The following is a 25,907-nucleotide window of genomic DNA, read 5'->3' on the forward strand; positions in this document are numbered from 1 at the left end:
GCGGTTGGATCTCGCTTATCCTTGGATGTTGGTCAGCGTTGCCACTGTTACGGTCACCGCCTCTGTCGTTGGCGGGAGGTTGAAGGCCGTGAGGCGTGGTGTGGCGCGTGTCGTGTCGATGATGGTCATGTGGCAGTGGAGCGGTGTTAGGGCGAAGATCTTCGCGAGGGGCATGCCGAGCGTCTGCGCGAGGATGACCCGGATGACTCCCGCGTGCGTCACGGCGAGCGTTGTTCCCGGCATGGCGCATAGTGCCTCGAATTCCGGCATGACGCGCCGTGCGAGGTCCGTGAAGCTCTCGCCGCCGGGTGGGCGATAGCCCGCGATGTCTCGCCCGCGCGCCGCGAATTCCGCTGGGCGTGTGTTGCGGATATCCTCGAACCGCATGCCGTCCCACTCGCCGAGGTCGATTTCAGCGAGGGCCGGGCGCAGCAGCGGTTCAAGGCCACACACCCCGCCGATAACGTCCGCCGTGCGTCGCGTGCGCGAGAGGGGGCTTGTGACGATGGTGCTGATTTCCACGTCGCGAAGCGCCTCTGCGGCTCGCAGTGCCTGCTCCTCGCCGCGTGGCGAAAGCGGCGGGTCCGTTCTGCCGATGGCACGCCCGGCGGCGTTTTCCGCCTCTCCATGTCTGACCAGGATGATCATCCTTCCAACTCCGGTATCGCCTCGATGAGCAAGTCCGGCATGTGGACACGTGCCTCGGTCTCGAAGCGGGTACACAGGGCGCGCGCACGCGAGAGGCGCTCGCGGATGGCGCGGCTCGCCGCCGGATCGCGCAGCCATTGCCGCAGGCGCTCGCCGTAGCGCTCGTTGATGGTGACGATGCGCGTGCCGCTGACGAACTTGTCCGCGAGAAAGACGATTTCCCGTTCCGTGATCGGCGCGTCTTCTGGGAGTGAAATGTCGCGGTGCGCCCCGACAATTTCCGCGATGGCGTCGAATCCCCATGTCTTCAAGAGTTCCGCTCCGGCCGCTTCGTGATGGTGCCGCCCCTTGGCGAGATCGTGCAGCAGCGCTGCGGCGTGGGCCATTTCCGTGTCCAGCGGTGGAGCGTCCCGTCGGGTTCTGTTCAGCGCTTCGGCCATGATGCGCGCCGCCTGCGCCACCACACGACAGTGCTCGCGGGTGTCGGGCGCGGTGTCGGCCATGTCCCATAGTGCGAGGCATTCGTCAGTGGTGGGCGTTGCGCGGTGCTGGGCGAGGTTGCGCGCCGCCACGTAGTCTGCGGGCGTGTCGAGGTCGAGGAGAATGCCGCTGTCCGGCACGGCGATGTCATTGGCCTGCGCGTCGAAGCGTTCGAGAGCGCCGCGCAGGCCGTTTGCGCCGTCATGCGCGAGGATGGCATCGCGCAGATCGGCACGGATGAGCGGCGGATGCCCTCGCTCGCCTCGAAACGTCGGATAGGTCACCGGGGCATGGGCGCGGTCGAAGTCCTCAAGCAGAGCACGGATGCTTTCGCTGCGCACCAGCGGAATATCCACCGGCAGGACGAGGAATCCGTCCACATCGGTGGGCAGAGCGTCCATGCCTGCCGTGATGGAGCTGAACATGCCATGCGCGTGGTCCGGGTTGTGGGCCGTGTGGGCATGGACGCCCCACGCCGCTTGCTCGATGTCTTCGGCGGCGTGCCCGGTGACCACGATGATGTCGATGACGCCAGCCGTGCGTAGCGCTTCGACCACGCAGGACAGGACGCTGCCGTGTCCGAGGGGCATGAGCGCCTTGAGCCGTCCCATGCGCGAGGATTGCCCGGCAGCGGGCACGATGGCCGTTATGTTCACTTTCGCGCCTCCGCGCGTTTCATGATGAGTTCGGAGATGATACTCACGGCGATTTCCTCCGGCGTCTGCGCTCCGATGGAGAGTCCGATGGGGCAGTGGCAGCGGTCGATATCCGCCTGCGTGAAGCCTTCCGCGCGCAGGGCGTCGTAGATGGCGTCGCGCTTGCGGATACTGCCGATCATGCCGACGTAGCGGGCGGGGGTCCGCAGGGCCTGCGCTAGCACGGTCTTGTCGTGCATGTGCCCGCGCGTGACGATGACGATGAAGGAATCCTCGCCGAGGCCAAGCTGCTTGAACTGGTCATGAAAGTCCGGCAGGACGCGGATTTCGTCGGCGTTCGGGAAGCGTTCGTCGCAGGCGAATTCCGCGCGGTCGTCGAGGACGATGGTCCGGAATCCCACCGACGCGGCAAGGCTCGCCGTGGGGCGGGAGACGTGCCCCGCGCCGAAGATGTACAGACTTGGCAGGGGGAGGAAGGATTCGGCCATGTAGCACTGGCCGTTTCGCATGCTCAGCACCGGCTTGCCTGCGGTGAGGGATGCGTTGCGCAGCGTGGTGGCTTCGTCGGCGGGGAGTTCCGGCCAGTCGGGCACGGGCTGGCTGTCGGACAGAACTGTGCGCCCGGAGATGCGCGACGTGTCGCCTTTGTCTATGCGGGTGAAGAGGACGGCGCGCTGGCCGTGGCGTAGCCTGTCGTCCAGCGCCGTGTAGGCCGCGCTGGCCCAGCTGCTGGATGGAAGATGCTCCAGCAGCACGGATATCCTGCCGCCGCAGATCATGTCCGAACGCGCGGCCAACTCGTTGGAGAGGTCGAACTCCCGGAACGCCGCGGCGCAGTCGCCCTGCGTGAAGAGTTCGGCCGCGGCGCGCTGGACCATGGCTTCCACGATGCCGCCGCCAACAGAGCCGTCGATGCAGCCGTCGCGGAAGACGAGCATCTTACTGCCCGATGTGCGCGGTGTGGAGCCGGAGTTGTCGATGATGGTGGCGATGACGAGGTCTTCGCCCGCTTCGAGATGCTGGCGAATGTTGCGGATGAGCTGTTTCATGTGGTTGCAACCTCCGGTGTGGAAGAGGTGATGGCGCGTTTTTCGAAGCCCGAGCCGATGCGTCCGTCGCTGTGGCGAACGCATGTCTCGATGGTGAGGCCGCATGTTTGGCGGGCGTGGACGATCTTCGGGATGAGCGCGGCGGCGTTTCGTACCGTGCGCGAGGGGTCTGCCCCGGGCAGTGTGTCTATCTCCAGTGTCAGCACGGGGCGGGCCGGGTTGAGGCTGGCCTGTAGGTCGAGTACGTCGGGAATGCGCAGGAGCAGTTCGTCCAGTTCCGCCTGATGAAGCGGTGTGTTGTCCGGTAGGATGGTAGCGTGGCCGATGCGGCCGGGGACATCGGCCAGTCGCCGCAGGGGCGAGCCGCAGGCGCAGGTTCCGGGGACGAGGCGGCCCATGTCGCCCGTGCGGTAACGGATGAGGGGCATGGCTCGTCGCGAGAGCGTGGTGATGACGATTTCGCCGTAGACGCCGTCGGGGACGGGAAGCCCGGTATCCTGGTCCGTAATTTCCATGAGAAAGTCCGGTTCGCGAAGATGCATGCCGGAGCCGGCGGCGCAGTCCACCGCCCCGCCGAGGCAGGTTTCCGTCATGCCCCAGTGGGTGAATATGTCACAGCCGAAGGCGCGGGCGATGGTGGTCGCCGCCGCGCCGGACAGGGTGTCCCAGCACATGAGCGCGGAACGGATGATGCCCCGCTCCAGCCCGAGATGCCGCCAGAGCTTGGCCACTGCCTGCACGTGGACGGGGGACCCGATGATGCACGAGGCCCGCGATGTCCACAGCAGGTCGAGTACGTCGGGGATGTTCGACGCATCGTCCGCGAAGACGGCCGTCGCCCCACGCCGTGCCACGGCCTCCGCGAAGAGCTTGCCCACGCCGCCGGGACGGTTTCCGGGCAGAAGCGCGAGGACCGTTTCGTCGGGCGGGACAATGGACTCCATGCCGTGGCGGAAGAATTCGATGGTGCGTTCGAGGTCTCCGGACGTGAAGAAGAAGCGCTTGGGCGCGCCGCTTGAGCCGGAACTGGACAGCGTGACCACACGGGCCACGTCGTCCTGCGAGACGCACAGGAAATCTTCGGGGCGGGTGCGCAGGTCATCGGCGGAGGTTCGCGGAAGCATGGCGAGGGCCTGTGGTGTGCGCACCGCGTCGGGATCGACCCGCGCAAGACGGCGAGCATAGAAGGGGCTGGCGCATCGGGCGTGGGCGATGGTTCGACGCAGTTGACGGAACTGCCATTCGCGAAGGGTGTCGCGGTCCGGCGTTGGGGCGTCGGGCGGCAGCCCCATGCGCGAGACGAGCCAGCGGTCAAGTGGTGGACGCGGCATGCTGCGTGCTCCTGTACAGCGCGGTCCCGTCCGCGGCCGTGAGGTTGTAGGCGCAGAAGGGGACGAGCCTGCCGTCCGGTGCCGCCACATGGATGCAGCAGCCCTTCAGGCGTTCGAGGTCGAGAGTCCATGCGTCCTGAAAGGCCATGCCCGACACGGCGAGGATGTGCGTGCGCGCACGGGCGATGAAGCGGTCCAGATCGTCGGCGGGTTCCGGCGCGGTGGCGGTTGGTGGCGCGTCGGGCGCGGCCCACTGGCGGCGGACGAAGGCGCGTGACTGCTCGGCTCCCTCGGCGGCGGGGTGAGGCGTGCAGCAGCAGGCCGAGCGCCCGCCGGAGAGCCGTTCGAGGCGTCCGTCCTCCATGACGAGATAGTTGCCGTGGAACGAGCAGTGCGCGTGCTCGCAGGCCGGGGGCTGGAAGTCCGTGGCGCGGATGGCTCCGTCGGTCTGGCGTTCCAGTGCGGTCATGATTTCTGGAAGCGTGATGCGTAGGCTGTCCGCCGGGGCCTGCGGATAGCGCCCGAAGTAGCTGATGGGCTGGAAGTGCACGCCGCGCACCCCCGGTGACAGCGACGCCGCGAGGCGCAGGATGTCGCCGAGGTTGTCGTCGTTGACGCCGGGGATGACCGTGGGCACAAGGACCACGCCGATGCCCGCCGCAGTGAGGTTTTCGATGGCGGCGAGTTTGATGTCCAGCAGTTCGCGGCCCCGGATGGCGCGGTGGATGTCGTCGCGGGTGCCGTCGAATTGCAGAAATGCCGAATCCACGCCGCCCTCGGCCCAGCGTGCGGCGAGGTCGCGTTCGCGCCCGACGCGAAGGCCGTTGGTGTTGACCTGCACGAAGGGAAACCCGTGAGCCTTGGCCATGGCGGCGATGCGGGGCAGGTCGTCGCGCACGGCGGGTTCGCCGCCGGAGAGCTGGATGTTGCAGGCCCCGGCGCTGGGGCGGATCGTTTCCAGCAGATGGTCGAGTTCGTCTGGCGTGGGGTCTGGCCGGGCAGTACCCCCGGCGCTGGCAAAGCAGACCTCGCAGCCGAGGTCGCAGCGCCATGTGATTTCGATGAGCGCGGTGCAGGTGTGCTGGCCGTGGTCCGGGCACAGGCCGCAGTCGAAGGGACAGCCGCGTTCGATGGCCGTCGCCGTGGCAGGCGGGGCCGAGGGTGTCTTGGGGCGCGACCATTCGCCAAGGGACGGGCTGTCACGCCAGACCGGGGTGCTGAAGCGTCCGTGCTCCGGGCAGTCCTTGACGAGGCGGGTCTCGCCGCCAGCCGTGACGCGCCGGGCCGGGATGCGGCGCAGGCAGATTGGGCAGACGCTGGCCGTGGGCACGCTGTCGAAGCAGAAATCAGAAGGCGTCATCGTCCCCCCGCCCTGTGGTGATGTCGAAGCCAGCGTTGGCAAGGATGCCGCACAGCGCGGCGTGGGCATCGGCGAGGAGCACTCCGCAGCGCGAGGGATTGGGCGCGGAGCAGTCGCCACCCGTGATGTCGCCGCAGGTGATGCCGCCGTGGCGGGCCGTGGCCGTGGCCCTGAACCATTCCACATAGGATTCGAGGAGCAGCGGTAGGCGCTCGTCGGTGAGTTCGCCGTCCGTGCCGCGTCCGGCGTACAGGCCAAGTGCGCAGGCACCGCCGGTGAGGATGCCGCAGGTTCCGGAACATTCGCCAAGGCCGTGGCACAGGCCCTGCGCGGCGCGCACGAGGTCCGGGTTGTCGCGGCCCAGATCGTCGAGGAAGAGTTTCACGATGATCTGGCTACAGCAGTATCCGGCACCGGCCAGTTGCAGAATGCGCAGACCGGGATCATCCATCATCATGGTGGGCCTCCGTGGGAATGCCGTCGGTGACGGCGATGAGCAGAAGATAGCCGGGGCGCTTGCTCGGGCATTCGGGGAGGATGTCGGACGCCCCGACGAGGATCATCCGTGCGGCGAGCTCGGCCAGCAGGCGTGTGTGGTCTTCGAGGAGAACGACGCGCATGCCTGCATCGGCGAGGTCGCGGCGCAGGGTGTCGATGTTCAGAGCATGGGTGACGCAGGATTTTGCGGCGCTGTGTGCGGTCGTGGTCGCGGTGCAGGCGGTTGTCGAGATGCTGCGGTGATAGAGATCGGCGAGGATGAGGCGTCCGCCCGGCATGAGGACTCGGCGGCATTCGTGGAGCGCCGCGCGCTGGTCCGGCAGGAGCGAGAGCACGCATTCGCAGATGACGGCACCGAGGCTGGCGTCACGAAACGGCAGGGATTGCGCGTCGGCCTGCGCGAAGGGCAGACCCTTTTTTGCCCCTTGCGGGATGGCGAGGTCTACGCCTACGGCCGCCAATGCGTGATGGCTACGCAGATGTTCCACCGTTGCGCCCGTGCCGCAGCCGAGGTCCAGCACTCGCGAATCCCCGGGGATGTGGGCGAGGTGCACGGCCTGATCCGTGAAGTCGAGTCCGCCGGGGCGCAAGGTCTGCCCCGCCACGGCGCGAAGGACCGGATGCCGCCAGAGCGGTTGGGCGCAGCCGTCGGCCGTCATGTCTACTTGTCCTCCAGCAGGCGCTCCACCTCGGCCATTTTCCCCAGAGCGAGCGATTCGGGCACCAGCACCAGCCCGCAGCGTGGGCAGGCGGGCAACTCCACGCGGAAGCGGCTTTCCAGATAGTCGAGCGTCACGGGCCGGGGGACGAGCGTTTCGCCGCAGGCTTCGCATGTCCAGTTGGAGAAATCCTCACTCAACACCTTCAGCGTACTCATGATTCCACCCCCGAGACGCGCATGCGGTGGCTCCATGCGTTGTGGACGACGTAGCCGCCCGCCGCGTCGCACTCAAACTCCACCCAGTAGGTCACCGTGGATGGCCGGTGCGTGGCCAGACGGCGCGGCGACCCCGCGCGGGCCAGAATGTGCCCGTCGCGCTTCGCGGCGAAGAGCGTGCGTGCCACGTCGCTTTCGAGGATGCGCCGCTTTTCCATGATTTCCTTCGCCGCAGGGGTGTAGGCGATGGCGAGGGATTCGTGCTCCGGCCGTGGGGCGTTCGCTTCGCGCCAGAGGGTGTCCATGAGGCGTTCGCGCAGGCGCACGCGGTTTTCGCGACGTTTGGAAATGCCCGGCGCGGGGCGCGGCGTGGGCGGCGTGTCGTCCGCCGGAAAGAGCAGGTCGAGGAGGTGCAGGCAGGGCTTGCCAGCCTGCGCCAGCAGGTCGCGGCACATGGCGCAGTAGGTGAGGCCCGTCCCGTCGAGCTTTTCCGCCCGCCGCGCGGCCACGGTGGCTGCCAGCGGGGCGTTGGCGTCGGCAAGCAGTCCGCCGAACCCGCAGCACTCGGTGAGGCGACCGGAGAGGCTCGGCTCCGTTGGAGTAATGCCGAGCGCGGCGCACAGGGTGCGGACCTGTGCGCGCAGCGCGTCGTCATGACGCGTGGTGCACGGGTCGTGCAGGCAGAGCGGTCCGGCCGGGACGGCTGGCGACGGCGGCATGCCGTATTGTCCGAGGACCGCCCACAGAGATGCAGTATTCGCTTCGGGCAGGTGCTCGCGAAGCATCTGGGCGCAGGTGGGGCAGGCGGTGACGAGTGTCGGTGTGCCGAGGGCCTCCCAGTCCGCGCGCAGTGCGTCCACGCTCGCGGCGAAGAGGTCCTGCCGCCCGGACCAGTGTGCCGGTGCGCCGCAGCAGCGCAGAAGGAGCGCCGTGCCGCCGGGTAGCGTCTCGCGCAGGTGTGCGTAGGTCCGCTCCACGGCGTCCGGGGCCGAGGCCGGGAGCTGGCAGCCCGGAAAGAAGACCCAGCGATTGGTCGTGGTTCCGGGCTGGAGCTTGGCGACCGCGCAGGATTCGCCGTTGGCGAAGGTCATGTCCCGCAGGGCGAATTCGTGCGCCGAGGGCGGCATCTTTCCGCGCTGGACCATGTCGCGCCGGGCGTCGAGGCACAGGGCGACCATGGGGAAGTGCTCGGGGCAGAGCTCCTCGCACAGTCCGCATAGCATACAGGAGTTGATAAGCGTGTTGGCCTGCCTTGTGCCCATGACGATGGACGCGTTGTTGTATATCTGGCGGGCGTAGGTCTTGGGGTAGCCCTTGAAGTGTTCGAGGTAGGCGCAGTGGCGCACGCATTCCATGCATTCGCAGCGCAGGCAGCGCCGGGCTTCCTCGCGGGCCGAGGTGTCGTCGTATCCTGTTGGGGGGACGGGCACGGGCGCGAGGGGCGCGACGTCCGAAATGTTTGTGTACAGTCGCGATGCGAAGGGGGCTTCACGTTCGCGACCAGCGGTGAGGGATGCGCCCTGCATCAGACGCTCGATGGACAGCGCCGCCTTGCGCCCGAGGGCGGCCAGTGCAGCGGGCGAAGTGCCCGGCGCGGGGCTGGGGGCGGCGAAGAGTCCGGGGCGCGTGGTTTCGAGTGTGGTGGGATCGGGCGCGGGAATGCCGAGTGCCTCGGCTGGACACGCGCGGGGATCGACGAACACGGCGTCCGTGGCGGCGAGGAGCGCCTCGACCAATTTGGGGGCGGGTTCCGCATCCTCCACGAAGGTGACCCCGAGTGTGCGCAGGCGCTCCAGCTCGCGCTCCACGATGTCTGTCGGGCAGTCCTCCAGATATGCGCTGGCGGGGATGTCTGCCATGGCGCGGCAGTGGATGCGCACGGCGAAGCCCTTTCTGGCGAGGTCCCATGCGGCGGCGAGGGCGGGCAGGCCGCAGCCGATGATCGCGGCGTTTTTTCCGCGCGATGGCAGGGGATGCAGGGGTGGCGTTTTGCGGGCCGATGTGGCGCAGAAGCGTTCGAGGGCCGCCATGTCGATGCCGCCACCGCACTGCGAACGCAGGCACGCTGCACGACAGGGAGCGTCGCAGATGCGGGCGAGGATGCCGGGCAGGGGCAGGGTGCGGCAGAGCACGGCCCATGCGGCGTCGATTCGTCCGGCGGCGAGCAGGGTGCAGAATTCGCGGGCGTCCACGTGCAGCGGACAGGCCGCGCGGCAGCGGGGAGGTTCCTCCTGAATGCAGCGGGCTTCGATGCGGTGCAGTTCCGCCTGATCCATGTCGTTTCCGTTCCCGGATGAAGGTTCGATGGTGAGGCCCGGCCAGAGCCGTGGAACTGGCGGCTCCGGCCGGGCGTTGTCAGTAGGACCGTGGTTCTACGCCTTGAGACCCGCGAGCACCTTTTCCGGCAGGGCCGGGAGCTTGGTGATGCGCACGCCGCAGGCGTTGTGGATGGCGTTGATGATGGCCGCATGCGGGCAGGTTAGCGGCAGCTCGCCCACGCCGGACGCGCCGAACGGGCCTTCCGGACGGTCGGTCTCGACGTAGACGATCTCCATGTCGTCGGGGATCTGCTTGATGTAGGGGAATCCCGCGCCGACCATGGTCGAGTGCTTCTTGATGTCCTCGTAGTCCTCGGTGAGGGCGAGGCCGATGCCCTGTGCCAGTCCGCCGTAGATCTGCCCGTCCACGACGAGTTTGTTGTTGATGCTGCCGATGTCGGCAACGAGGGTCATCTTCTCCACGGAGGTCTTGCCGGTGGACAGCTCCACCGCCACCTCGGCGAGGAACAGGCCGTACATGTAGCAGGCGAAGGGGCTGCCCTGTCCGTTCTCGTCGCACGCCGTGGCCGGGGCGGTCCACTTGCCGCTGTAGCGCACGGCGATATTCTCGGCGACCATTTCGTCGTAGGTGCGGAAGCCGCTGCCCTTGCGCATGCCGCCAAGGAGTAGCTCGCACGCGGCCTTGATGGAACGGCCCACCACCACCTGCGAGCGGCTGCCGCCGGCGGGGCCGCCGTTGGGGCAGGTGCGGGTGTCGTTCATGACCAGCTTGATCCGCTCGGGCGCGAGGCGAAGCGGACGAAGCGCCTCGTGCGCGGTGCCGAGGACGCCCATGTCCGCGCCCTGTCCGTGGTCGTGCCAGCAGGCGTAGATGGTCACGGAGCCGTCGGCGTTCAGTTCGGCTTCGGATTCCGCCGAGTCCGGACCGTCGAGGCCGGAGCCGTACACGCCGAGGGAGATGCCCACGCCGCGCTTGACCTCTGCGGTGGATTTCGCGGCGGCACGTTTCTTCGCTTCCTCGTAGCGCGGGCGCATGGCTTCGAATATCTGGGGCAGGCTCAGTACCTCGGGCACCTGGCCGGTGGGCGTGGTTGAGCCTTCGCGGTAGAGGTTTCTGAATCGCAGTTCGAAGGGGTCCATGCCGAGTTTTTCGGCCAGTTCGTCCATGAGCACTTCCGAGGCGAATTCGCTTTGTGGCGAGCCGTAGCCACGGAAGGCCGAACCCCATGCGTGGTTGGTGCATACGGTGCGGCCCTCGCCACGGATGGCCGGGATGTCGTAGCCCGCGCCGATGAACTGTGCGCCGCGCAGGGTGAGCAGGTCGCCGAATTCGGAGTAGGGGCCGTGGTCCACGGTCCAGTCCGTCTCCATGCCGAGGAGCTTGCCGTCGGAGTCGGCGGCCATGCGCACGTTCATGAAGAAGGGCGAGCGTTTTCCGGTGTAGGTCTGCTGCTGGTACCAGGTGTAGTTCAGGAACACCGGGCGACCGGTGGCGATGCAGGCCACGCCCACCAGCGCTTCCATGGTGGGGCTGAACTTGTAGCCGAAGGTGCCGCCGGTGGGGTTCTGGACCATGATCAGGCGCTCCGGCTCTATGCCGATGCCGGGGGCGATCATCGCGCCGTGCAGGTGCAGACCGATGGATTTGGAGTGGATGCACAGCTTGCCTTCGTCGTCGAGGTAGGCGAAGCCCACATCCGGCTCAATGGGCATGTGCGGCTGACGGCCGACGTAGAAATCGTCCTCGACGATGACCTTGGCCTTGTCGAAGATGGGGGCCGTCTCGCCGCCCTTGGCGATCTTCTGGATGAAGTAGACGTTGGGCGTGCCGGGGTGGATTTCCATGGCGTCGTCGGCCATGGCCGCGTAGGCGTTCATGTACTCGGGGAGCTGTTCGAGTTCCACACGGACCTTGGCGGCGGCCGCCTTAGCGTTCTTTTCCGAGTCCGCGCAGACGATGGCGATGGCGTCGCCGTACTGGAAGACCTTGTCATCGCAGAGGATGGGGCGGTCCCAGCCGTCGCCCTTGTTGGTGGGGAAGGTGATGAGACCGGTGATGCGGTTCTTGCCCTTCACGTCCTTGTGGGTGACCACCTTGAACACGCCGGGCATCTTCTCGGCCTCGGAGGTGTCGATGGATACGATCTTCGCGTGGGAGACGTCCGCCTGTACCAGCGCGCAGCGAAGTGTGTCGTCGGGCATGCGCAGGCCGAGGTCCGCGCCGTAGTCGAGCGTTCCGGTGACCTTGGCCACGGCCGTGGGCCGGGGATATTTGGACCCCCAGATGCGGCCGTCCTCGGGCACGCGGAAGAGCAGGTCGTCGAGTTTCATGTCGCCGCGCATGACGGCCGCCGCGTCCATGACGGCGTCCACGAGCTGCTTGTAACCCGTGCAGCGGCAGGCGTTGCGGTGTTTCTGGAACCAGTCGCGGATGTCCTCGCGCGAGGGCGAGGGGTTCTCAAGCAGGAGCGCGTAGGTGGAGACGATGAAGCCCGGCGTGCAGAAGCCGCACTGGGCCGCGCCGTGGGCCATCCACGACACCTGGATGGGATGGAGCTGGTTCGGGGTGCCGATGCCCTCCACGGTGATGACCTTGGCGTAGTCGGGCACCTTGGACATCTTGAGGGAGCAGGAGCGTTTGAGCTTGCCGTCCACGATCACGGAACAGCTGCCGCACTGACCCGTGCCGCAGCCGATCTTGACGCTGGTCAGCCCGAGGGTCTCGCGCAGGACCGTCGCCAGCGCGTCATCCCCGTCGGCCATGACCATGCGGTCCACGCCGTTCACGTTGATGGTCCGTTTGATCATCGAATGATCCTCCTTCTGATTTCTGCGTTGCCTCGTATGGGAAGGGCGCCACTTAGGCGCCGGACCGTCGGGACACTATTTGCCGAAGGGACAGATGGGGAAACGGCAGGTCTCGCACCCGGCGCAGAAGCCGCCGTGGCCGAGTTCCGCGATGTCCGCGCGGGTTGGGCGTTCGCCCGCCACGATGCGCGGGACCACGAGGTCGAAGATGCTCGCCCCGTAGTACATGACGCAGCCGGGCAGGCCCACGATGGGAATCTCGCCGAGGTAGGCCAGCATGAACATCACGCCGGGGAAGGTGGGCGAGCCGTAGGTGGCGACCTCGGCTCCCGTGGCGCGGATGCTGGCGGGGGTCTGGTCGTCGGGGTCCACGCTCATGCCGCCGGTGACCACGACCATCTGCGCGCCTGCGTTGACGAAATTCATGATGGCGTCGCGGGTGGTCAGGGGATCGTCGCCGACGAGGCTCTGGCCCATGACCTCGCAGCCGAGCGCCTTGAATTTTTTGCGGATGACGGGGCCGAACTTGTCCGTGATGCGGCCGTGAAGGACTTCGCTGCCCGTGGTCACCACGCCCACGCGCAGGTGGCGGAAGGGCTTCACGCTGACCACGGGGCCGCATTCGGCGCAGATGGCCTCCACCTGTTCGATCTTGCCTTCGTCGATGACTAGCGGCACCACGCGCGTTCCGGCCACGGGGCGCGGCTTCGACACGTGCAGGCCGTCGTGCATGGTGGCCAGCACGACCTCGTCGATGGAATTGATGCGGCGCAGGGCCTCGACGTTGACGCTCAGCATGCCGGGCGCGGCCGTCATGTTGATGCGGCCCTCGCAGACGTCGGACAGGGTGATGCCGGGGCCGGCCGTGGCGGCGGCGATGCGCCGGGCGGCGTCGTCCTCGTGGAGCTGGCGGTCGTCGAGGGAGAGCACGTAGACGTGCTCCTTGCCGATTTCGAGAAGGGCGGGGATGTCCTCGCGGCGGATGATGTGACCCTTTCTGAAGGCGGGGCCCTTGAATTCGCCGGGGACGATGCGGGTCATGTCATGGCAGAGGATACTGCCAATGGAATCTTCGACTGGAACTGCTTTCATCATTGCGTATCGGCTCCGTATGGTCCTCGCGGCGTTCTGTCGCGCGGGTTGGCTGTCGATATTCGTCGGGAAAGGTTCGTATTCGTCTGTAATTCCGTTTGATTTTGATTTTTATATGTCCCGCGAAACATAACAAGTCAATGCCAATCGCCGGATTTTCCGGAAATATTCGCGGGGTTGCGGCTGGAAGGCCGTGGCGACGGATGCTATGCAGCGGTAGGCGGCATGGCCGCGCATCATGAGAAAAGCGAGGAGAGGTGCCGTGGAACGTCCGAAGATGCGGATGCGGATGAAGGTGTGGCTGGAAGACGCCGATGGAACGGCCTTCGGCATGGGCGGGGCCGCCCTGCTGCGGGAAGTGGAGCGTACAGGATCGCTGGCCGGTGCGGCGCGTGAACTCGGCATGTCCTATCGCGCCGCGTGGGGCAGGCTCAAGAAGACCGAGGCCGGGCTTGGCGTCGCGCTGGTGGAGAAGAAGGGCGGCAACAAGGCCGGGTATCGGCTGTCCGTCTTCGGGCGGGAGCTTCTGGAGGCCTTCGAGGCGTGGGACGCCCGCGTGCGGGCCGAGGCCGAACGCGGCGCGCGCGAACTGCTTCCGCTTGATTTTGACTGAAGGGATATGCGGGGCGACGTTGCGGGGGCGGAGGGATGATTGAACATCCTTTCGCCCCCGCGCGTTTTTCGAAATCAGAATGTGCCGGTGGCTCGCAGCGCCGGGCCGTCGTCCGCAGGCGCCACGGACCGTGCCCCGCCGTTTGAACGCGGGCGTCCCATGCCCTGCCGCTCCAGCCACTCGGGAGAGGCGTGACCGGCTTCCACGGCGAGGATGTCGTCCGCGAGCTGGTAGGCCTCTTCGAGGTCGTGGGTGACGTGGACCATGGGGATGCCGAGGTCGTCCTTGAGCCGTAACAGTTCGACGCGCAGGGCGTTTCGCGTGGCGACGTCGAGCGCGGAGAAGGGTTCGTCGAGCAGGAGCATGACCGGGCAGCGCGCCAGAGCCTGACAGAATGCCGCCCGCTGTCGTTCGCCGCCGGAGATGGACGAGGGGCGGCGCGAGGCGAGGTGCGTGATGCCGAAGCGTTCGAGCAGGTCCGGCACGCAGGCCCTGTCGCGCGCGGCAAAGGCGACGTTGCCTGCCACGGTGAGGTGCGGGAAGAGCGTGTAGTCCTGAAAGACCATGCCCAGCCCGCGCTTCTGCGGCGGCACGAACAGGCCCTGCCCGCTGTCGTTCCATGTGGCGTCGCCAAGGGTGATGCGCCCGGAGTCGGGCCGTTCGAGCCCCGCGATGGTGCGGATGAGCGTGCTCTTGCCTGCGCCGGAAGGGCCGACCACGGCGGTGAGCGTGCCGGGGGCGCATTCGAAGGCGATGTCGAGTGTGAAGTTGGCGAGCTTTTTCGTGATGTCCACGCGCAGGGTCATGGGCGTCTCCGGTTGATGCAGTTGATGGCCACCAGCGCGAGGAAGCTGACCGGGACGAGCGCGGCGGACATCCACAGCGCGTCGTCGTAGCGCAGGGCTTCCACTGCCTCGTAGATGGCGATGGAGGCGACCTTGGTCGTGCCGGGAATGCTGCCGCCGACCATGAGAATCACGCCGAATTCGCCAAGGCTGTGCGCGAAGACGAGCACCGCCGCGGCGGCGAGGCCGGGCAGACTGTTGGGCAGCACCACGCGGAAGAATGTGGCCAGTGGCGACACGCCGAGCACTGCGGCGTTTTCGAGCAGCCGGATGTCCAGCTTCTCGAAGGCGGCGCGCATGGGTTGCACGGCGAAGGGCAGGTTGTAGACCAGCGAGGCGATGAGGATGCCCGTGAAGCTGAACACCAGCCGTTGCCCGGTGGCGTCCTCCCACAGACCGCCGAGGGGGCCTCGCGGACCCATGGCCACCAGCAGCCCGAAGCCGAGAACCGTGGGCGGCAGGACCATGGGTAGCGAGACCACCGCATCGACGAGGCTTTTGCCCCGAAAGCGGCAGAACGCCAGCAGATATGCCGCTGGCGCCGCCGCAATCGGGATGAGAAGCGTTGTCGCCAGCGCGAGCTTGGCGGACAGGAAGAGCGGGGAGAGATCCATGTTATTCGTAGCCGTACTTCGCCTTGATGGACTGCACCTCGGGGGTGGCGAGGAACTTCACGAAGGCCAGTGCCGCGTCGCGGTGCTCGGCGTTCTTGAGCACGCAGGCGGACTGGATGATGGCCGGGGCCTCATCAATCATCACGAAGCCGCCCTTGCGACCGGCGTCCGTGAAGGTGGACGAGTAGGCGCAGAAGCCCGCGTCGGCCGCGCCGGTCTGCGCGTACTGGAAGGCCTGCGCGATGGACTGGGCGTGCGCGAGGCGGGGCTGAACGGCGTCCCACAGGCCCACGGCCTTGAGCGCGACCATGGCCGAGGTGCCGTAGGGCGCGGTCTCGGTATTGGCGATGGCGATGCGCGCGAGCTTCTGGTCCTTGACGGACTCGACCCACGGGCGGGAGGCGATGGCGGGGTCGGAGGACCACAGCACCACGCGGCCCTTGGCGTAGACGAAGGGCGCGTCGGCCTGCCCGGCCTCGTGGAGCATGGCCGGGCGACGTTCGTCGGCGGAGAGGAACACGTCGAAGGGCGCGCCGTTGGTGATCTGGCCGTAGAGCTTGCCGGTGGAGGTGTAGGTGGCCTGCGCTTCGAGACCCGTGGCGGCCTTGAAGGCGGGGATGATTTCCTGCATGGCGGGCATGAAGTTGGCCGCCTGCGCGATCAGAAGGTCCGCCGCGCGCGCCGTTGCGGGCAGAACGAGGCATGCGGCCAGCACGAGGGCGAAAATGCGTTTCATTGCTGCGACTCCATAGAGTTGAGATTGCGGCTGGTTGCCGATAGGGTGCGATTCGCACCCTAGGATTCCGGCGAGCCGGGGACAACCGTGTCACGGGGATTATGGGAAGCGTGACCATGACGGGGTATGAGGGAGAAATCATGACGAGTGACGAGATGACACACGCGCGGCTGTCGGAAGGCGGCGGGGGGCGGCTTGCGCCCTGTGATGTCTTCGAGGTGCCGCAGGATGTGCGGTATCTGGATGCCGAGGCGCTGGAGCGGCTGGAGCGGTCCTTTCGCCGCTGGTGCGCACAGGCCGGGCGGCCCGACCGCGAGCGTTCGCGTCTGCGGGTGTTGTGTCTGTTCCTGATGCTTCGCCACAGCGGGGCGAAACTTGGCGAAGTGCTCGGAATGGACGAGGGCGAAGCGCTCGATCCGCAGCGTGCAGTCGTGCTCCTCGGGCGTGAGCCGCACGTGCGCGAGGTGCCGCTGCCTCGCGCCGTGTGCCGCGAGTTGACGGGCTTCCTCGCCAGTCCACTTGGCGCTGGCCTGCGCGGCAGTCTGTTCTCGTTGGACCCCGGATACGTGCGGCGCATGTTCTACGCCCGCGCCGAGGACTGCGGCCTGCCCCGCGAGCTTGGTGCGCCCAACGTGCTGCGGCGCTCGCGGGCGGTGGAGATGCTGCGTAGCGGCGTGCCCCTCGGCGTGGTGCGCGAGGTGCTCGGTCAGTCCTCGGCGGACCTCGTGGCCGTGTTCCAGCGTTGGTCCGAGGGCGACGTGCAGGGCATCGTGCGGCGGCTGGCCGTACAGGATGCTCCGGTGCGTTCCAGCGCGCGCAACACCTTCCGGGGCCGCGTGACGTGGGTCCGCAAGGATGGTGTCATGGCCGAGGTGGCGCTGGAGACGGCGGCCGGGCTGTGCGTCCGGTCGGTCATCACGCTGGAGAGCTTTGAGACGCTGGGTATCGCTGTGGGCGTATCCGTGGTCGCGACGGTCAAGGCTCCCTATGTGGACGTGCTGCGCGGGACGCAGGGCGGCTGCAACCGGATTGCCGTCACCGTGAGCGGCGTACGCGGCAACGGTGTGCTGTCCGAGGTGTCGGCCGTTGGTGTGGACGGGACGAATCTGTGCGCCCTCGTCTGCGAGTCCGAACTGGAGGGAATGCCCATTGCGCCCGGCGACAGGGTGATTTTCGCGTTCAAGGCGCTATCTGTGGTGTTGCATACGCTCTGAATGAGCGGGGCGTGATTTTTTCGAGGCGGGCGGCATGGGCTGTCCGCCTTTTTTCTTTGGGTGGGAGGCTACAGGCCGTACTGGTATTTGACCGTGATGCTCGTGTGCAATTCGGATGTGCCGGTGGCTACGGGGCGGGGGATGCGTGCGCTGGCGCTGCACACGGCGGCCAAAGCCGTATCGTCGAGCCGCGTGTCGCCGGAGGAACGCGCCAGATGCACATCGCAAAAGCTCCCGTCCGCGCGGATGGCAAGGGCGATGCGGGCGTTGCCGATCATGCGTCGGAAGTCGCCCTGGGCGGACTGGAACTTCATGCGTTCCACCTCGCGGCGAATCTGGCCGAGATAATGGGTGAGGATGCGCTTGCGCCGGGCCTCGGGGGATTCGTGGTCGCCCTCGCCGTTTTCAGCTCCCGGTTCCGAGGCGGCGGCGTGCAGGCTCATGCCTGCGGCCGGCGTATCCGCGACGGGCACTGAGAGATTCATGGGGATGGCGATGACCTTGCCCGTATGCGCTGTCCTGTGCCGGAAGTCCGCCCCGAGAATGGCGATGTGGATGACGAGCGAGGCGGCGAGGCAGGCGGTCCAGACGCCCTTGGACATCATTGCGCCCTGTCTCCTACGCCTGCCGGTTCGCGGGTGGCGATGACCAGATTCTCGAATCCGTTCAGGCGCACGAGGTCCATTACGGAGACGAAAAGCCCTGTGTGCGCGTCCGGTGCCGCGCGCAACAGGATGCGCGCGGGGCGTGGATTGGTGCGATCTTCGGCCATGGTACGCAGCGTGTAGCCCAGTTCGCGAAGCGTGGTGGACTCCCCGGCGCAGCGGATGCCGCCGTCGGCGGCGAGGTCGATTTCGAGGCTGCGGCCCGAGACGGGGCGTGAGCTTTCGGCCTCGGGCAGGTCCACGTTCATGCCGCGCGCCGTGAACACCGCCGACACGACGAAGAAGATGAGCAGGATGAAGACCACGTCGAGCAGCGGGGTGAGGTCCGGCCGGGCCTGCTGGGGCAGGCGGCGCGTCAGCTCAACCATTGTCGTCCTCCAGCGCGTCGATGAGGGAATTGGCGGCGCTCTGCAAGGCGAAGGCGCGCTTTTCGAGCTGGCGGCGGAACCACGAGTGGGCCAGGAGCGCGGGGATGGCTACGGTCAGTCCTGCGGCGGTGGTCAACAGAGCCTGCCAGATGCCGCCCGCCAGCGTGGTGATGTCCACGCCGCTTCCTGCCGAGGCGAGGCGCGAGAAGGCGTCGATCATGCCGAGCACGGTGCCGAGCAGACCCATGAGCGGTGCGGCGGTCGCCGTGGCGGAGAGGAAATCGAGCCGTCTGCCGAGGCGGAAGAGGATTGCCTCCCCCGCCGCCGTGGCCGCGCGCTCGCGGGCGGTGCGGCCACTGGTGGCGAGGATGGATTCGAACATGTCCGCACATCCGGGGCACTGGGTGCGCGCCGTGGACAGCGCGGCGTTGGCGTCCCCGCGCAGCGCGGAGCCGATGATGCGTTCCAGCGCGTCACCGGCGGGGCTACCCGTGGTGGTGAAGGCCACGAAACGCTCGGCGATGATGGCCAGCGCGGGGACGGATAGCGCCATGATGGGCCAGATCATGATGCCGCCCTGCGCGAGGATGTTCATCATGCCGCGTCTCCCTCGCATGTGTCGGACAGGGCCGAGAGGACGGAAAGGTCGCATGGTCTGCCGATGGCCACGAGGAACGGCTCGTCATCGAACGCTCCGCCGAGGCGCGACAACTCGAAGCGCCCGCCGACGTATTGCAGCACTTCCGGCTCCTCGCTGTCCGCAAAGCGCAGGATGCCCTTGATGCGAAAGACTTCCGGCGGGCAGGACACGAGTGCCTCGACGAGTCGTGCGCGGTTAAGCGGCGCGGCGAAGCCGAAGCGCGTGGAGATGAAGCCCTCGTCCGCGTGCGAGCCGTGGTGCTGTTCCGGCATGTTCGGAAGCAGGCCGGACGGCGCGATCTGAACGGGGTCCGTGTCGTAGAGCAGGGCGGGGTTGACCTGCGCGTGGGAGGTCTCCACGAGGGGGGCGCGGGCGTTGAGTTCCCTGATGCGGCGGATGATGGCCGCGCGGGTCGCGTCGTCCACGAGGTCGCACTTGTTGAGGACGAGGATGTCCGCCGCGCGGACCTGATTGCGCGCGATGTCGCAGTCGTCGAGGATACGCGCCGCATTGTCGGCATCGACGAGGGTGGTCACGGAATCGAAGCGCACGAGGTGACGCAGGGCACCGATTTCGTCGAGCAGGTTGAACGGGTTGGCCAATCCGGTCGCTTCGAGGACGATGACCTCGGGGTGGAAGCTGGCCGTCAGCCGCTCGATGCCACGGGCGAGGCTTCCGGCCAGCGTGCAGCACACGCAGCCCTCGTCGAGCTCCACGATGGAGTCGTCGCCTTCGAGCAGCTTGCCGTCCACGCCGGTCTGGCCGATCTCGTTTTGGATGATGGCGACCATTTCGTCGCGGCTGGCGTGGTATTCGAGAAGTTGGTTGAGAAATGTCGTCTTGCCCGCGCCGAGAAAGCCGCTCAAGACCACGAGGCGCGGGCGCATGTCGAAGGCGGCCGCGTGCTCGCCCGCGCGTTCGAGGGCCGCGAGGTCGTGCGTGGTCCACCACAGGGCCTTGTGGACGTCCTCGGGCAGCTCGCCATCCGGACCGCCATGGGCGATGGAGCGTGCGTCCGCGCAGAGGTCTTCGGCCGGGAGGCGCGTTGCGTCGCCCCAGACGATGCTGTCCGTGACGATGGTCGCGTCCATGGTCCTGAAGCGGCGTCCGTCGGGGGTCATGGTTTCGCGCCCCGGCTCCATCCTTTCTGTGCGCGTGAAGAGCGTCGGGCGTTCGCCGAGGCTCAGTGACAGCGCGGCGGCCAGCGTTTCGAAGAGCGGCATGGCGAGCTCACGCTCTGCGAGGTCAACCTCCGCATCCCCCGGCGCGACGAGCCAGCCGTCGCCGTCGGGAAGGGGAACGCCGTCCTCGGCGATGACGCGGGAGTGTTCCACGGCCATGAGGCTCAGGCCCAGCGCGGCGTCGTTGTCGGCGAGGGCGAGGTTGACGGAGGCGATGGCGAAGCACTGCGCCCCATCGGGCCACGATGCGAATTCGCGCACCGCTGCTGGGTATTCGGGCTGCGTCGCGGCGAGCACGGCGGCCAGCGGCATGCGTTCGAGGATGTCCTCGTCCGGGGTGGGGAAATAGTGCAGCGTCAGGCGGGCCGTGGGGCCGGTCGCGGTGTCCTGCGCGTCGGTCACGCTGACGCCGTATATGCCGGGGTGCGCGGCAAGGCGGCAGGTCCAGCCTCTACCCCCGATGCAGGGGGCCATGCCCCGCCAGCCCGTGAGGCGCTTGAAGGGGCGCTCCTGACAGGCCACGAGGAGACTGTTGGCAAGCGTGCGCGGCAGGGCGCGGGCTTCGGTCCGGGTGCGGGAAGGGGGCAGAATGGCGGAAAGATTCATGACGATGGCTCGTGCTGACGGTGAAAGTTGTCCCGGCCCGGAGGGGCGTCCGGGCCGGGGGCGAGGTGCGGGGGCGGTGGGCCGCCCCCGCATGAGGCGCTAGCAGCCGAAGGCGATCTTGTCGCCGTTGCCGAGGTAGTCCTTGGAGGCGGAGCGGAAGCGCGCGGTTCCGCGCACCACCGGGTATCCGGCTTCGATGAACTTCTTGGCGGTGAGGTGACCGGTGCAGTGGTTGCAGCCGATGCGTTCGAATCCCCACTTGCCGAGGGAGATGACGAGGTCGTCGTACTTGGGGTCCCAGTCCTCGAAGGGCGAGATGTGCAGGCCGCCGTAGATGCCGTAGAACCTGTCGTTGTCGTACTTCAGGTTGGTGTAGGCGAAGTCGGCGAACTGCAGAATGCCCTGATGGCAGCAGCCCGAGATCAGCACGAGGCCCTTGCCCTGGACGTTGAAGGCCAGCGAGGTCTCGCCGAACACGCGGTTGATGATCGGCACGTCGAACTTGAGCAGCGCCATGCCCGACTCGATCCGCGTCACCGGGTCCTTGATGACCTTGAGGTCGCCGGTGTGCTTGCAGTCCTTGATGTACTGCAGTCCTTCCTTGTAGAAGCCATCATGGACGTACAGGGGGATTCTGGGGTCGTACTTGGTGGTGACGGGCAGTCCCCAGAAGTGGTCCCAGTGCTCGTGCGAGATGAACAGGGCCTCGATCTCGTGGGCCTTGAGCATCTCGTCGATGCCTTCGCGCTTGAAGGAGGCGTCCATCCACTCGTAGGACCAGCCGGTGTCCAGCAGGTACTTGGTGATGGTGCCGTCGAGGGCTTCCACCTCGATGAGGCAGGAGTAGCCGCCCGGATTCTCGGGATGCAGGGACAGGCCCTTCTGGATCTCCCACGCCTTTTCGAGGTCGTGCGGGATGAGATCCTTGATGGTGGCCATGGCCTCGTCGTACGAGCCCTTGGCCGAACCCTTGCCGTTGGCGAAGGGTGCCCAGTTGAGGGTGTACTGGTTCACCAGCAGGCCGCCAGCCTCGTGGATGTCGCCGATGAGGTGGGCGTTGTTGAACCAGCTGGTCTCGGAGATGTTGGTCACGCGGACGCTACGGCATGCGCCGAAGTCTTCCAGCTTGCGCTGGACCTTGGGCAGGCGGCTGTAGGCCCACGGGCTGTAGGAATAGAGTCCCATGCCCGCGAAGGCGCCCACGCACAGGCCGGTGGCCGCGCCCTTCATGAAGTCGCGTCTGCTGACTTTCTTGTCGTTGCTCATGATGTGCTCCTTTCTTCCCTGCGCCTACTCGATGATGGTGAGGTTCGCGCCGATCCAGGGCAGGACGTTGATGATGAGGGCGTACAGGGCGATGCCTGCGGCAAGGCCCACGGCCAGACCCTTGGCGAGGGTGGAACTCCACTTCACGTCGGTCGCGACGACCTCGGCGTGAACGTGTTCAAGCTCGGCCTCGGTCTTGGGCACGGCCTTCCAGCCCGGCCAGCCATCCATGAACCAGACGTTGATCAGGAAGATGTTGATGAGCCAGATCATGGGAATCATGGGGAACTGCTGCGGATGGGAGAAGCCCTTCTGCGTGCCGAGGAACAGGTGCGAGGTCTTGTAGTAGATCACGTAGACCACGACGGCCATCACGGCGGTCAGCAGCGTACGCAGGCACACGTTCACGGGGCGGCTGAACTTGTTGGGCCAGTTGCCGCAGTAGAAGTTGAGGTACAGGGTGGGCACCAGCCAGAAGATGGCCATTTCACCCACGTGCAGCCAGCGCCAGTCCGGAGCCATGAGACGGCGGGTGCCGCGGATGGTCGAACCCCACACGAGATCCTGCGCGTAGTAGAGGAAGTAGCACAGGGCGAGGGCGATGGCGATGATGCCGAAGAACGACGCCGTGCGGCGCAGCCAGTCGGTCTTGATCAGGTTGAAGGGATAGCGCTCCCAGATGGTCTCGTAGAGCCACACCACCACCGTGCAGCACATGATCCACGCGATGTGGAAGTTGCCGGAGACGGTGTTGGCGAAGTCTTCCCAGTAGGGCGGGCAGATGGCCGTGTACTTCTGCCAGGGGTAGAAGAGAATGGCCATGTGCGAGTGCATGGTCAGGAAGTAGACGATCATGCTGAAGAAGAAGGTCACCAGCACGATGGTGATACCGCGCGCGGGCTGGCGGAGCTTGGCCCACGGAGCGTTCTCGCAGGCCACCACCCAGCTGGGCGACAGCCACGACGCGATGGCCGCGAACATCATGATGGCCTCGGCCGCGTACTCGATGGAGTAGAAGTCCGTGATGCCCATCTCGATGAGACGGTCCGGGTTGAAGTAGGCGATGCCGAAGTTGCCGAGGATGTCCACGAAGAATCCCTTGATGAGCAGCACCATGGCCGCCACGCTAAACAGCGTGAGCACGGTGCCCTTCACCAATGGATGCGTCCGCGTCAGCCACGAGCGCTTGAAGGGCCAGAAGTCGAAGATGTAGGCAACCCAGATGAACAGGATGAGAAGCCAACGGCAGACCATGTAGCCCACATAGGGGGTGTACATGCGCATCATGCCGCGCGGATCCTGGAAAATCCACCAGGTCAGGTAGAAGAACGCCGCGATGAGCAGCGTGTTCACCAGGGCCGGAATTGGCCCGTTCCAGCGTTTCACCAGCTTGCGACTTTCGAGATAGCTGAAGCTGCTGCTGTCCATGTCTTTTTGCTCCTTGGCAGGTGTGTGGACGGGGGGCTTGCTCAGTCCCCGTTTTCGTCCGTGTGCCCCTTGACTCTCGTTGATGGTGGCTCCGCGTCCGGAACCAGTTCACGCAAACGCCCGGGCGTGATAGTAGCCGGATCTATTCCCATGGCCATCGCGCGCATGAAAAGCTCCCTCTCGTCGAGGGGCCTTCGTTCCGGTTGCTCCGGTGCGCCGTGGCCGGTGAAGATTCGGCTGAAAAACTCTCTTCGTCTCATGATTCGTGCTTGCGCCTGCCGGTTGGGATCCGGCTTCGCGATTTCCTAGTCCGCCGCGACAAGGCGGGCGAAGGTCTCGATGCAGTTTTCGGCCAGCGTGGCCGCCGCGCTCTGATCGCCGCGCTTCAGGGCATTGATGAATTCCACATGGCAGGCGAACAGCGCGTCGATGATCACCTCGGACATGCCCGTGCCGCCCGGTTCCAGTCCGTCGGCGGCGGTGACGAGTTCGCGCATGAGCAGGGTGAGGAAGTCGTTGCCCGATGTTTCGGCCAGCGTCAGGAAAAAGCGCACGTACTGCCTGCCGACCTCGGCGGGCTGCCGGTTGACGATGGCTCGCCCGAGGCGGGCGGTGGCCCGTTCGAGTACGTCGATGTCCGCCGCGCCATGCATGGCCGCCATGCGCCGGGACAGGCCCGGAACCGTGAGGGACAGCGCCTCGACCATCTGGGCGGCGGTGCGGCTCGATGCGCGCGAGCGCAGAGCCTCCCACTCCAGTCGGCCCTGGGTGCTTTTGATGTAGCATCCGCTTCGACGGCGGATTTCCACATATCCCATGGTTTCGAGATTGCAGAGCGCCTCGCGGATGGTGTTCCTGCTGCTGCCGAACATTTCGGCGAGCCGACGTTCGCCGGGCAGGCGGTCGCCAACGGAGAACCTTCCGCGCTGGATCATGCTCGCGATCTTTTCGCAAACGGTATTCTTTTGAGCGAGAGACATATCTGGTCCAACCAGTTTTACGTGTTGTTTCCTTTGTCGTGGACTCGTCGCCATTCGATATAAAGTGGTTGCGGGTTGGGCAAGGGGTTTGTGAATTTTTGTTCGAAAACTGGTTGGGCCAGATTGGACCAGAAAAGAGAGCATAGGGGCGGAGGGCTGCGGAAAGCGAGAACTGGCGGGGAATTGTGAGCCATTCCTTTTGTATCGCCGGGGATTGGAAAAAGGAACAGGCCCTTCCTTATGACCGTTTTGAGACGGTGAAGGAAGGGCCTTTTGTGTTCTGGTTGGTCCAGATAGGTGGCTAGCGCGAGAGCACTCGCCGCAGATTCTCGGCGAAGCTTGGCAACAGTGCGTCGAGGGTGGCCGTGGCGTCCTCGCTGTAGCCTTCCGGGTGGGTGGAACAGAAGATGAGCACGTTGCGCAGGACGCCGTTCTCAAAGAAGGGGCGCGCGTAGTAGGAGCGGATGCCGCGCGGGATGAACAGCGCCCAGTCGATGGGCTTGATGCTCTTGGACGTGTCCTCGACCATGAGCGAGTCCAGACCGAACTGGACGATGTTTTCGGCGATGGAGCCTGCGTAGAGGTGGGTATCGTTCTCCGCCACGCTGACGAAGGGAGTGCCCACGCCGGTGACCTGCACCTTGTTCTGATCGATGAAGATGCGCGAGAGCATGATGGCGTCCGTGGCCTGTCCTTCCGGTAGGCCAGTGAGCATGGCTTCCAGCAGTTGTTTGAGCGTGCGGCTGGCGGACATGGCTTTTAGGACATCCTCAGGGATATCGGCGCTGATGCGTAGCGGACGTTCCGAGGTGGCGGCGGGCTGGTGGATGTGGTTCAGCGAGAGCCACAGCAGATTTTCGCCCTCGCGGGAAATGGCGCGTACGCGGGCGTCGCAGCAGTGTCGATTGCCGCTACGGTCCGTCACCGTAAGCTCGCCGTTCCAGCTATCCGCGAAGATGAGGTTTTCGTAGACGGCGTGGAGTGTGCAGGGCGGCGTTTCGCGCAGCAGGCGGCCGATGTTCAGACGGCGGATATCCGACTCGTCGTAGCCGAGGAGTCGGCAGGCGGCCTGATTGGCCATGGCCACACTGCGGTCATGGAAGCGCACCAGCAGCACCGGCGTGTCGAAGAGGTCTATCTTGTCCGACAGGCCGGGGAGCCCGGCCAGCGTGTGGAGCGCGTTCATCTGCGAGGTGAAGTCCATGAGGAAGCCGATGGAGCAGGAGGACAGCACGGGGTCCGGCATGCCTGCAATCTTGAGCCAGATGATGGTGCCGTCGGCGTTCTTGACGCGAAACACGCCGGTGAAGGGTCTGCGTCTGCGGGCGAGCTCGAAACATTCCTCGAAACGTTCCCAGTCCTTGTCGAGGATCACTTCGCGGGCGAACTGCGTGTTGCGCAGCAGCAGGCTCGCCTTGCTGTCCAGTCCGCGTATGGTGTGGGTGTTGAGGAAGATGATTTCGTTGCGCACGATGTCTATGCGCCAGAACAGGGCGGGGGTGGCATTGAGATAGCACGAGAGAAACTCCTGAATGGGCAGGAGCGCGTCCTCGTGCGGTGCACCGGGTGTGACCATTGGAAATCCTTTAGCGTCGGAATTTGCGGATGCGGAGATGGCCGCGCCGCAGGTTCGGTGGTAGCCCGCCGACGCGAGCGGCGCAACTTTGGGGGAG

24 protein-coding genes are annotated in these 25,907 nt (G+C 66.3%); 2 read left to right on the forward strand and 22 right to left on the reverse strand.

What is annotated here, in order from left to right:
- Positions 1-15: 15 nt before the first annotated feature.
- The 11 genes from GGQ74_RS00490 to GGQ74_RS00540 all read right to left on the reverse strand — a co-directional run bounded on the left by GGQ74_RS00490 (position 16) and on the right by GGQ74_RS00540 (position 13,081).
- Complete coding sequence (locus GGQ74_RS00490; RefSeq protein ID WP_167939595.1) at positions 16-648, reverse strand: histidine phosphatase family protein; 633 nt, start codon at positions 646-648, stop codon at positions 16-18.
- Positions 645-1,784 (reverse strand): DVU_1551 family NTP transferase, encoded by a 1,140-nt coding sequence (locus GGQ74_RS00495; protein WP_167939596.1) that lies wholly within the window; start codon positions 1,782-1,784, stop codon positions 645-647. Before GGQ74_RS00495 ends, GGQ74_RS00490 begins: the two co-directional genes overlap by 4 nt.
- Positions 1,781-2,833, reverse strand: a complete 1,053-nt coding sequence (locus tag GGQ74_RS00500; protein ID WP_167939597.1) for an XdhC family aldehyde oxidoreductase maturation factor — start codon at positions 2,831-2,833, stop codon at positions 1,781-1,783. Before GGQ74_RS00500 ends, GGQ74_RS00495 begins: the two co-directional genes overlap by 4 nt.
- On the reverse strand, positions 2,830-4,164 hold the full coding sequence (locus GGQ74_RS00505) for a DVU_1553 family AMP-dependent CoA ligase (protein WP_167939598.1): 1,335 nt from the start codon (positions 4,162-4,164) through the stop codon (positions 2,830-2,832). The genes GGQ74_RS00500 and GGQ74_RS00505 overlap by 4 nt, the downstream gene beginning before the upstream one ends.
- Positions 4,145-5,524 carry a radical SAM (seleno)protein TrsS gene (gene trsS, locus GGQ74_RS00510; RefSeq protein ID WP_167939599.1) on the reverse strand — a complete coding sequence of 460 codons (1,380 nt, stop codon included), beginning with the start codon at positions 5,522-5,524 and terminating at the stop codon, positions 4,145-4,147. Before trsS ends, GGQ74_RS00505 begins: the two co-directional genes overlap by 20 nt.
- Positions 5,511-5,981: a DVU_1555 family C-GCAxxG-C-C protein gene (locus tag GGQ74_RS00515; RefSeq protein WP_245168040.1), complete on the reverse strand. Its 471-nt coding sequence runs from the start codon at positions 5,979-5,981 to the stop codon at positions 5,511-5,513. The genes trsS and GGQ74_RS00515 overlap by 14 nt, the downstream gene beginning before the upstream one ends.
- Positions 5,968-6,681: a DVU_1556 family methyltransferase gene (gene trsM, locus GGQ74_RS00520; protein WP_167939600.1), complete on the reverse strand. Its 714-nt coding sequence runs from the start codon at positions 6,679-6,681 to the stop codon at positions 5,968-5,970. Before trsM ends, GGQ74_RS00515 begins: the two co-directional genes overlap by 14 nt.
- 2 nt (positions 6,682-6,683) lie before the next feature.
- Positions 6,684-6,899, reverse strand: a complete 216-nt coding sequence (locus tag GGQ74_RS00525) for a DVU_1557 family redox protein (RefSeq protein WP_167939601.1) — start codon at positions 6,897-6,899, stop codon at positions 6,684-6,686.
- Positions 6,896-9,175 (reverse strand): pyridine nucleotide-disulfide oxidoreductase/dicluster-binding protein, encoded by a 2,280-nt coding sequence (locus GGQ74_RS00530; RefSeq protein ID WP_167939602.1) that lies wholly within the window; start codon positions 9,173-9,175, stop codon positions 6,896-6,898. The genes GGQ74_RS00525 and GGQ74_RS00530 overlap by 4 nt, the downstream gene beginning before the upstream one ends.
- 96 nt (positions 9,176-9,271) lie before the next feature.
- Positions 9,272-11,986 carry a molybdopterin-dependent aldehyde oxidoreductase gene (locus GGQ74_RS00535; RefSeq protein ID WP_167939603.1) on the reverse strand — a complete coding sequence of 905 codons (2,715 nt, stop codon included), beginning with the start codon at positions 11,984-11,986 and terminating at the stop codon, positions 9,272-9,274.
- A gap of 75 nt (positions 11,987-12,061) precedes the next feature.
- Entirely contained in the window at positions 12,062-13,081 is a 1,020-nt protein-coding gene (locus tag GGQ74_RS00540) for a molybdopterin-binding protein (RefSeq protein WP_167939604.1), read from the reverse strand.
- A 259-nt stretch (positions 13,082-13,340) separates the two neighbouring features.
- On the opposite strand from GGQ74_RS00540, the gene GGQ74_RS00545 reads away from it, so the two are divergent.
- Entirely contained in the window at positions 13,341-13,691 is a 351-nt protein-coding gene (locus tag GGQ74_RS00545; RefSeq protein WP_167939605.1) for a LysR family transcriptional regulator, read from the forward strand.
- A 74-nt stretch (positions 13,692-13,765) separates the two neighbouring features.
- Here GGQ74_RS00545 and GGQ74_RS00550 read toward each other — a convergent pair whose 3' ends face one another.
- Genes GGQ74_RS00550 through modA form a run of 3 tightly spaced genes read right to left on the reverse strand, consistent with a single transcriptional unit; the run spans position 13,766 to position 15,886 of the window.
- Positions 13,766-14,497 (reverse strand): ATP-binding cassette domain-containing protein, encoded by a 732-nt coding sequence (locus GGQ74_RS00550; RefSeq protein ID WP_167939606.1) that lies wholly within the window; start codon positions 14,495-14,497, stop codon positions 13,766-13,768.
- Positions 14,494-15,150, reverse strand: coding sequence for a molybdate ABC transporter permease subunit (modB, locus tag GGQ74_RS00555; RefSeq protein WP_167939607.1), 657 nt, complete (start codon positions 15,148-15,150; stop codon positions 14,494-14,496). The genes GGQ74_RS00550 and modB overlap by 4 nt, the downstream gene beginning before the upstream one ends.
- Position 15,151: 1 nt before the next feature.
- Positions 15,152-15,886 carry a molybdate ABC transporter substrate-binding protein gene (gene modA / locus GGQ74_RS00560; protein WP_167939608.1) on the reverse strand — a complete coding sequence of 245 codons (735 nt, stop codon included), beginning with the start codon at positions 15,884-15,886 and terminating at the stop codon, positions 15,152-15,154.
- A gap of 140 nt (positions 15,887-16,026) precedes the next feature.
- Here modA and GGQ74_RS00565 point away from each other — a divergent pair, with 140 nt between their 5' ends.
- Positions 16,027-17,100, forward strand: coding sequence for a TOBE domain-containing protein (locus GGQ74_RS00565; protein WP_245168042.1), 1,074 nt, complete (start codon positions 16,027-16,029; stop codon positions 17,098-17,100).
- 68 nt (positions 17,101-17,168) lie between these two features.
- On the opposite strand, the gene GGQ74_RS00570 is transcribed toward GGQ74_RS00565, so the two are convergent.
- The 8 genes from GGQ74_RS00570 to GGQ74_RS00605 form a co-directional block, all read right to left on the reverse strand.
- Complete coding sequence (locus GGQ74_RS00570) at positions 17,169-17,705, reverse strand: energy transducer TonB family protein (protein WP_167939609.1); 537 nt, start codon at positions 17,703-17,705, stop codon at positions 17,169-17,171.
- Positions 17,702-18,133: an ExbD/TolR family protein gene (locus GGQ74_RS00575; protein ID WP_167939610.1), complete on the reverse strand. Its 432-nt coding sequence runs from the start codon at positions 18,131-18,133 to the stop codon at positions 17,702-17,704. The genes GGQ74_RS00570 and GGQ74_RS00575 overlap by 4 nt, the downstream gene beginning before the upstream one ends.
- Positions 18,126-18,731, reverse strand: coding sequence for a MotA/TolQ/ExbB proton channel family protein (locus tag GGQ74_RS00580; protein WP_245168044.1), 606 nt, complete (start codon positions 18,729-18,731; stop codon positions 18,126-18,128). The genes GGQ74_RS00575 and GGQ74_RS00580 overlap by 8 nt, the downstream gene beginning before the upstream one ends.
- Positions 18,728-20,560, reverse strand: coding sequence for a CobW family GTP-binding protein (locus GGQ74_RS00585; protein ID WP_167939611.1), 1,833 nt, complete (start codon positions 20,558-20,560; stop codon positions 18,728-18,730). The genes GGQ74_RS00580 and GGQ74_RS00585 overlap by 4 nt, the downstream gene beginning before the upstream one ends.
- A 99-nt stretch (positions 20,561-20,659) precedes the next feature.
- Entirely contained in the window at positions 20,660-21,826 is a 1,167-nt protein-coding gene (locus tag GGQ74_RS00590) for an MBL fold metallo-hydrolase (protein WP_167939612.1), read from the reverse strand.
- Positions 21,827-21,850: 24 nt separating this feature from the next.
- The gene (locus tag GGQ74_RS00595; protein ID WP_167939613.1) at positions 21,851-23,254 is read right to left on the reverse strand and encodes a hypothetical protein; all 1,404 of its coding nucleotides are present in this window, start codon (positions 23,252-23,254) and stop codon (positions 21,851-21,853) included.
- 305 nt (positions 23,255-23,559) lie between these two features.
- Positions 23,560-24,288, reverse strand: a complete 729-nt coding sequence (locus GGQ74_RS00600; protein WP_342448560.1) for a FadR/GntR family transcriptional regulator — start codon at positions 24,286-24,288, stop codon at positions 23,560-23,562.
- 247 nt (positions 24,289-24,535) lie between these two features.
- A complete protein-coding gene (locus GGQ74_RS00605) occupies positions 24,536-25,810 on the reverse strand; it encodes a PAS domain-containing protein (protein WP_167939615.1) in 1,275 nt (424 codons plus the stop codon).
- Positions 25,811-25,907 lie beyond the last annotated feature (97 nt).

Origin of the sequence: Desulfobaculum xiamenense (genome assembly GCF_011927665.1) — a bacterium.
Taxonomy (GTDB): domain Bacteria; phylum Desulfobacterota; class Desulfovibrionia; order Desulfovibrionales; family Desulfovibrionaceae; genus Desulfobaculum; species Desulfobaculum xiamenense.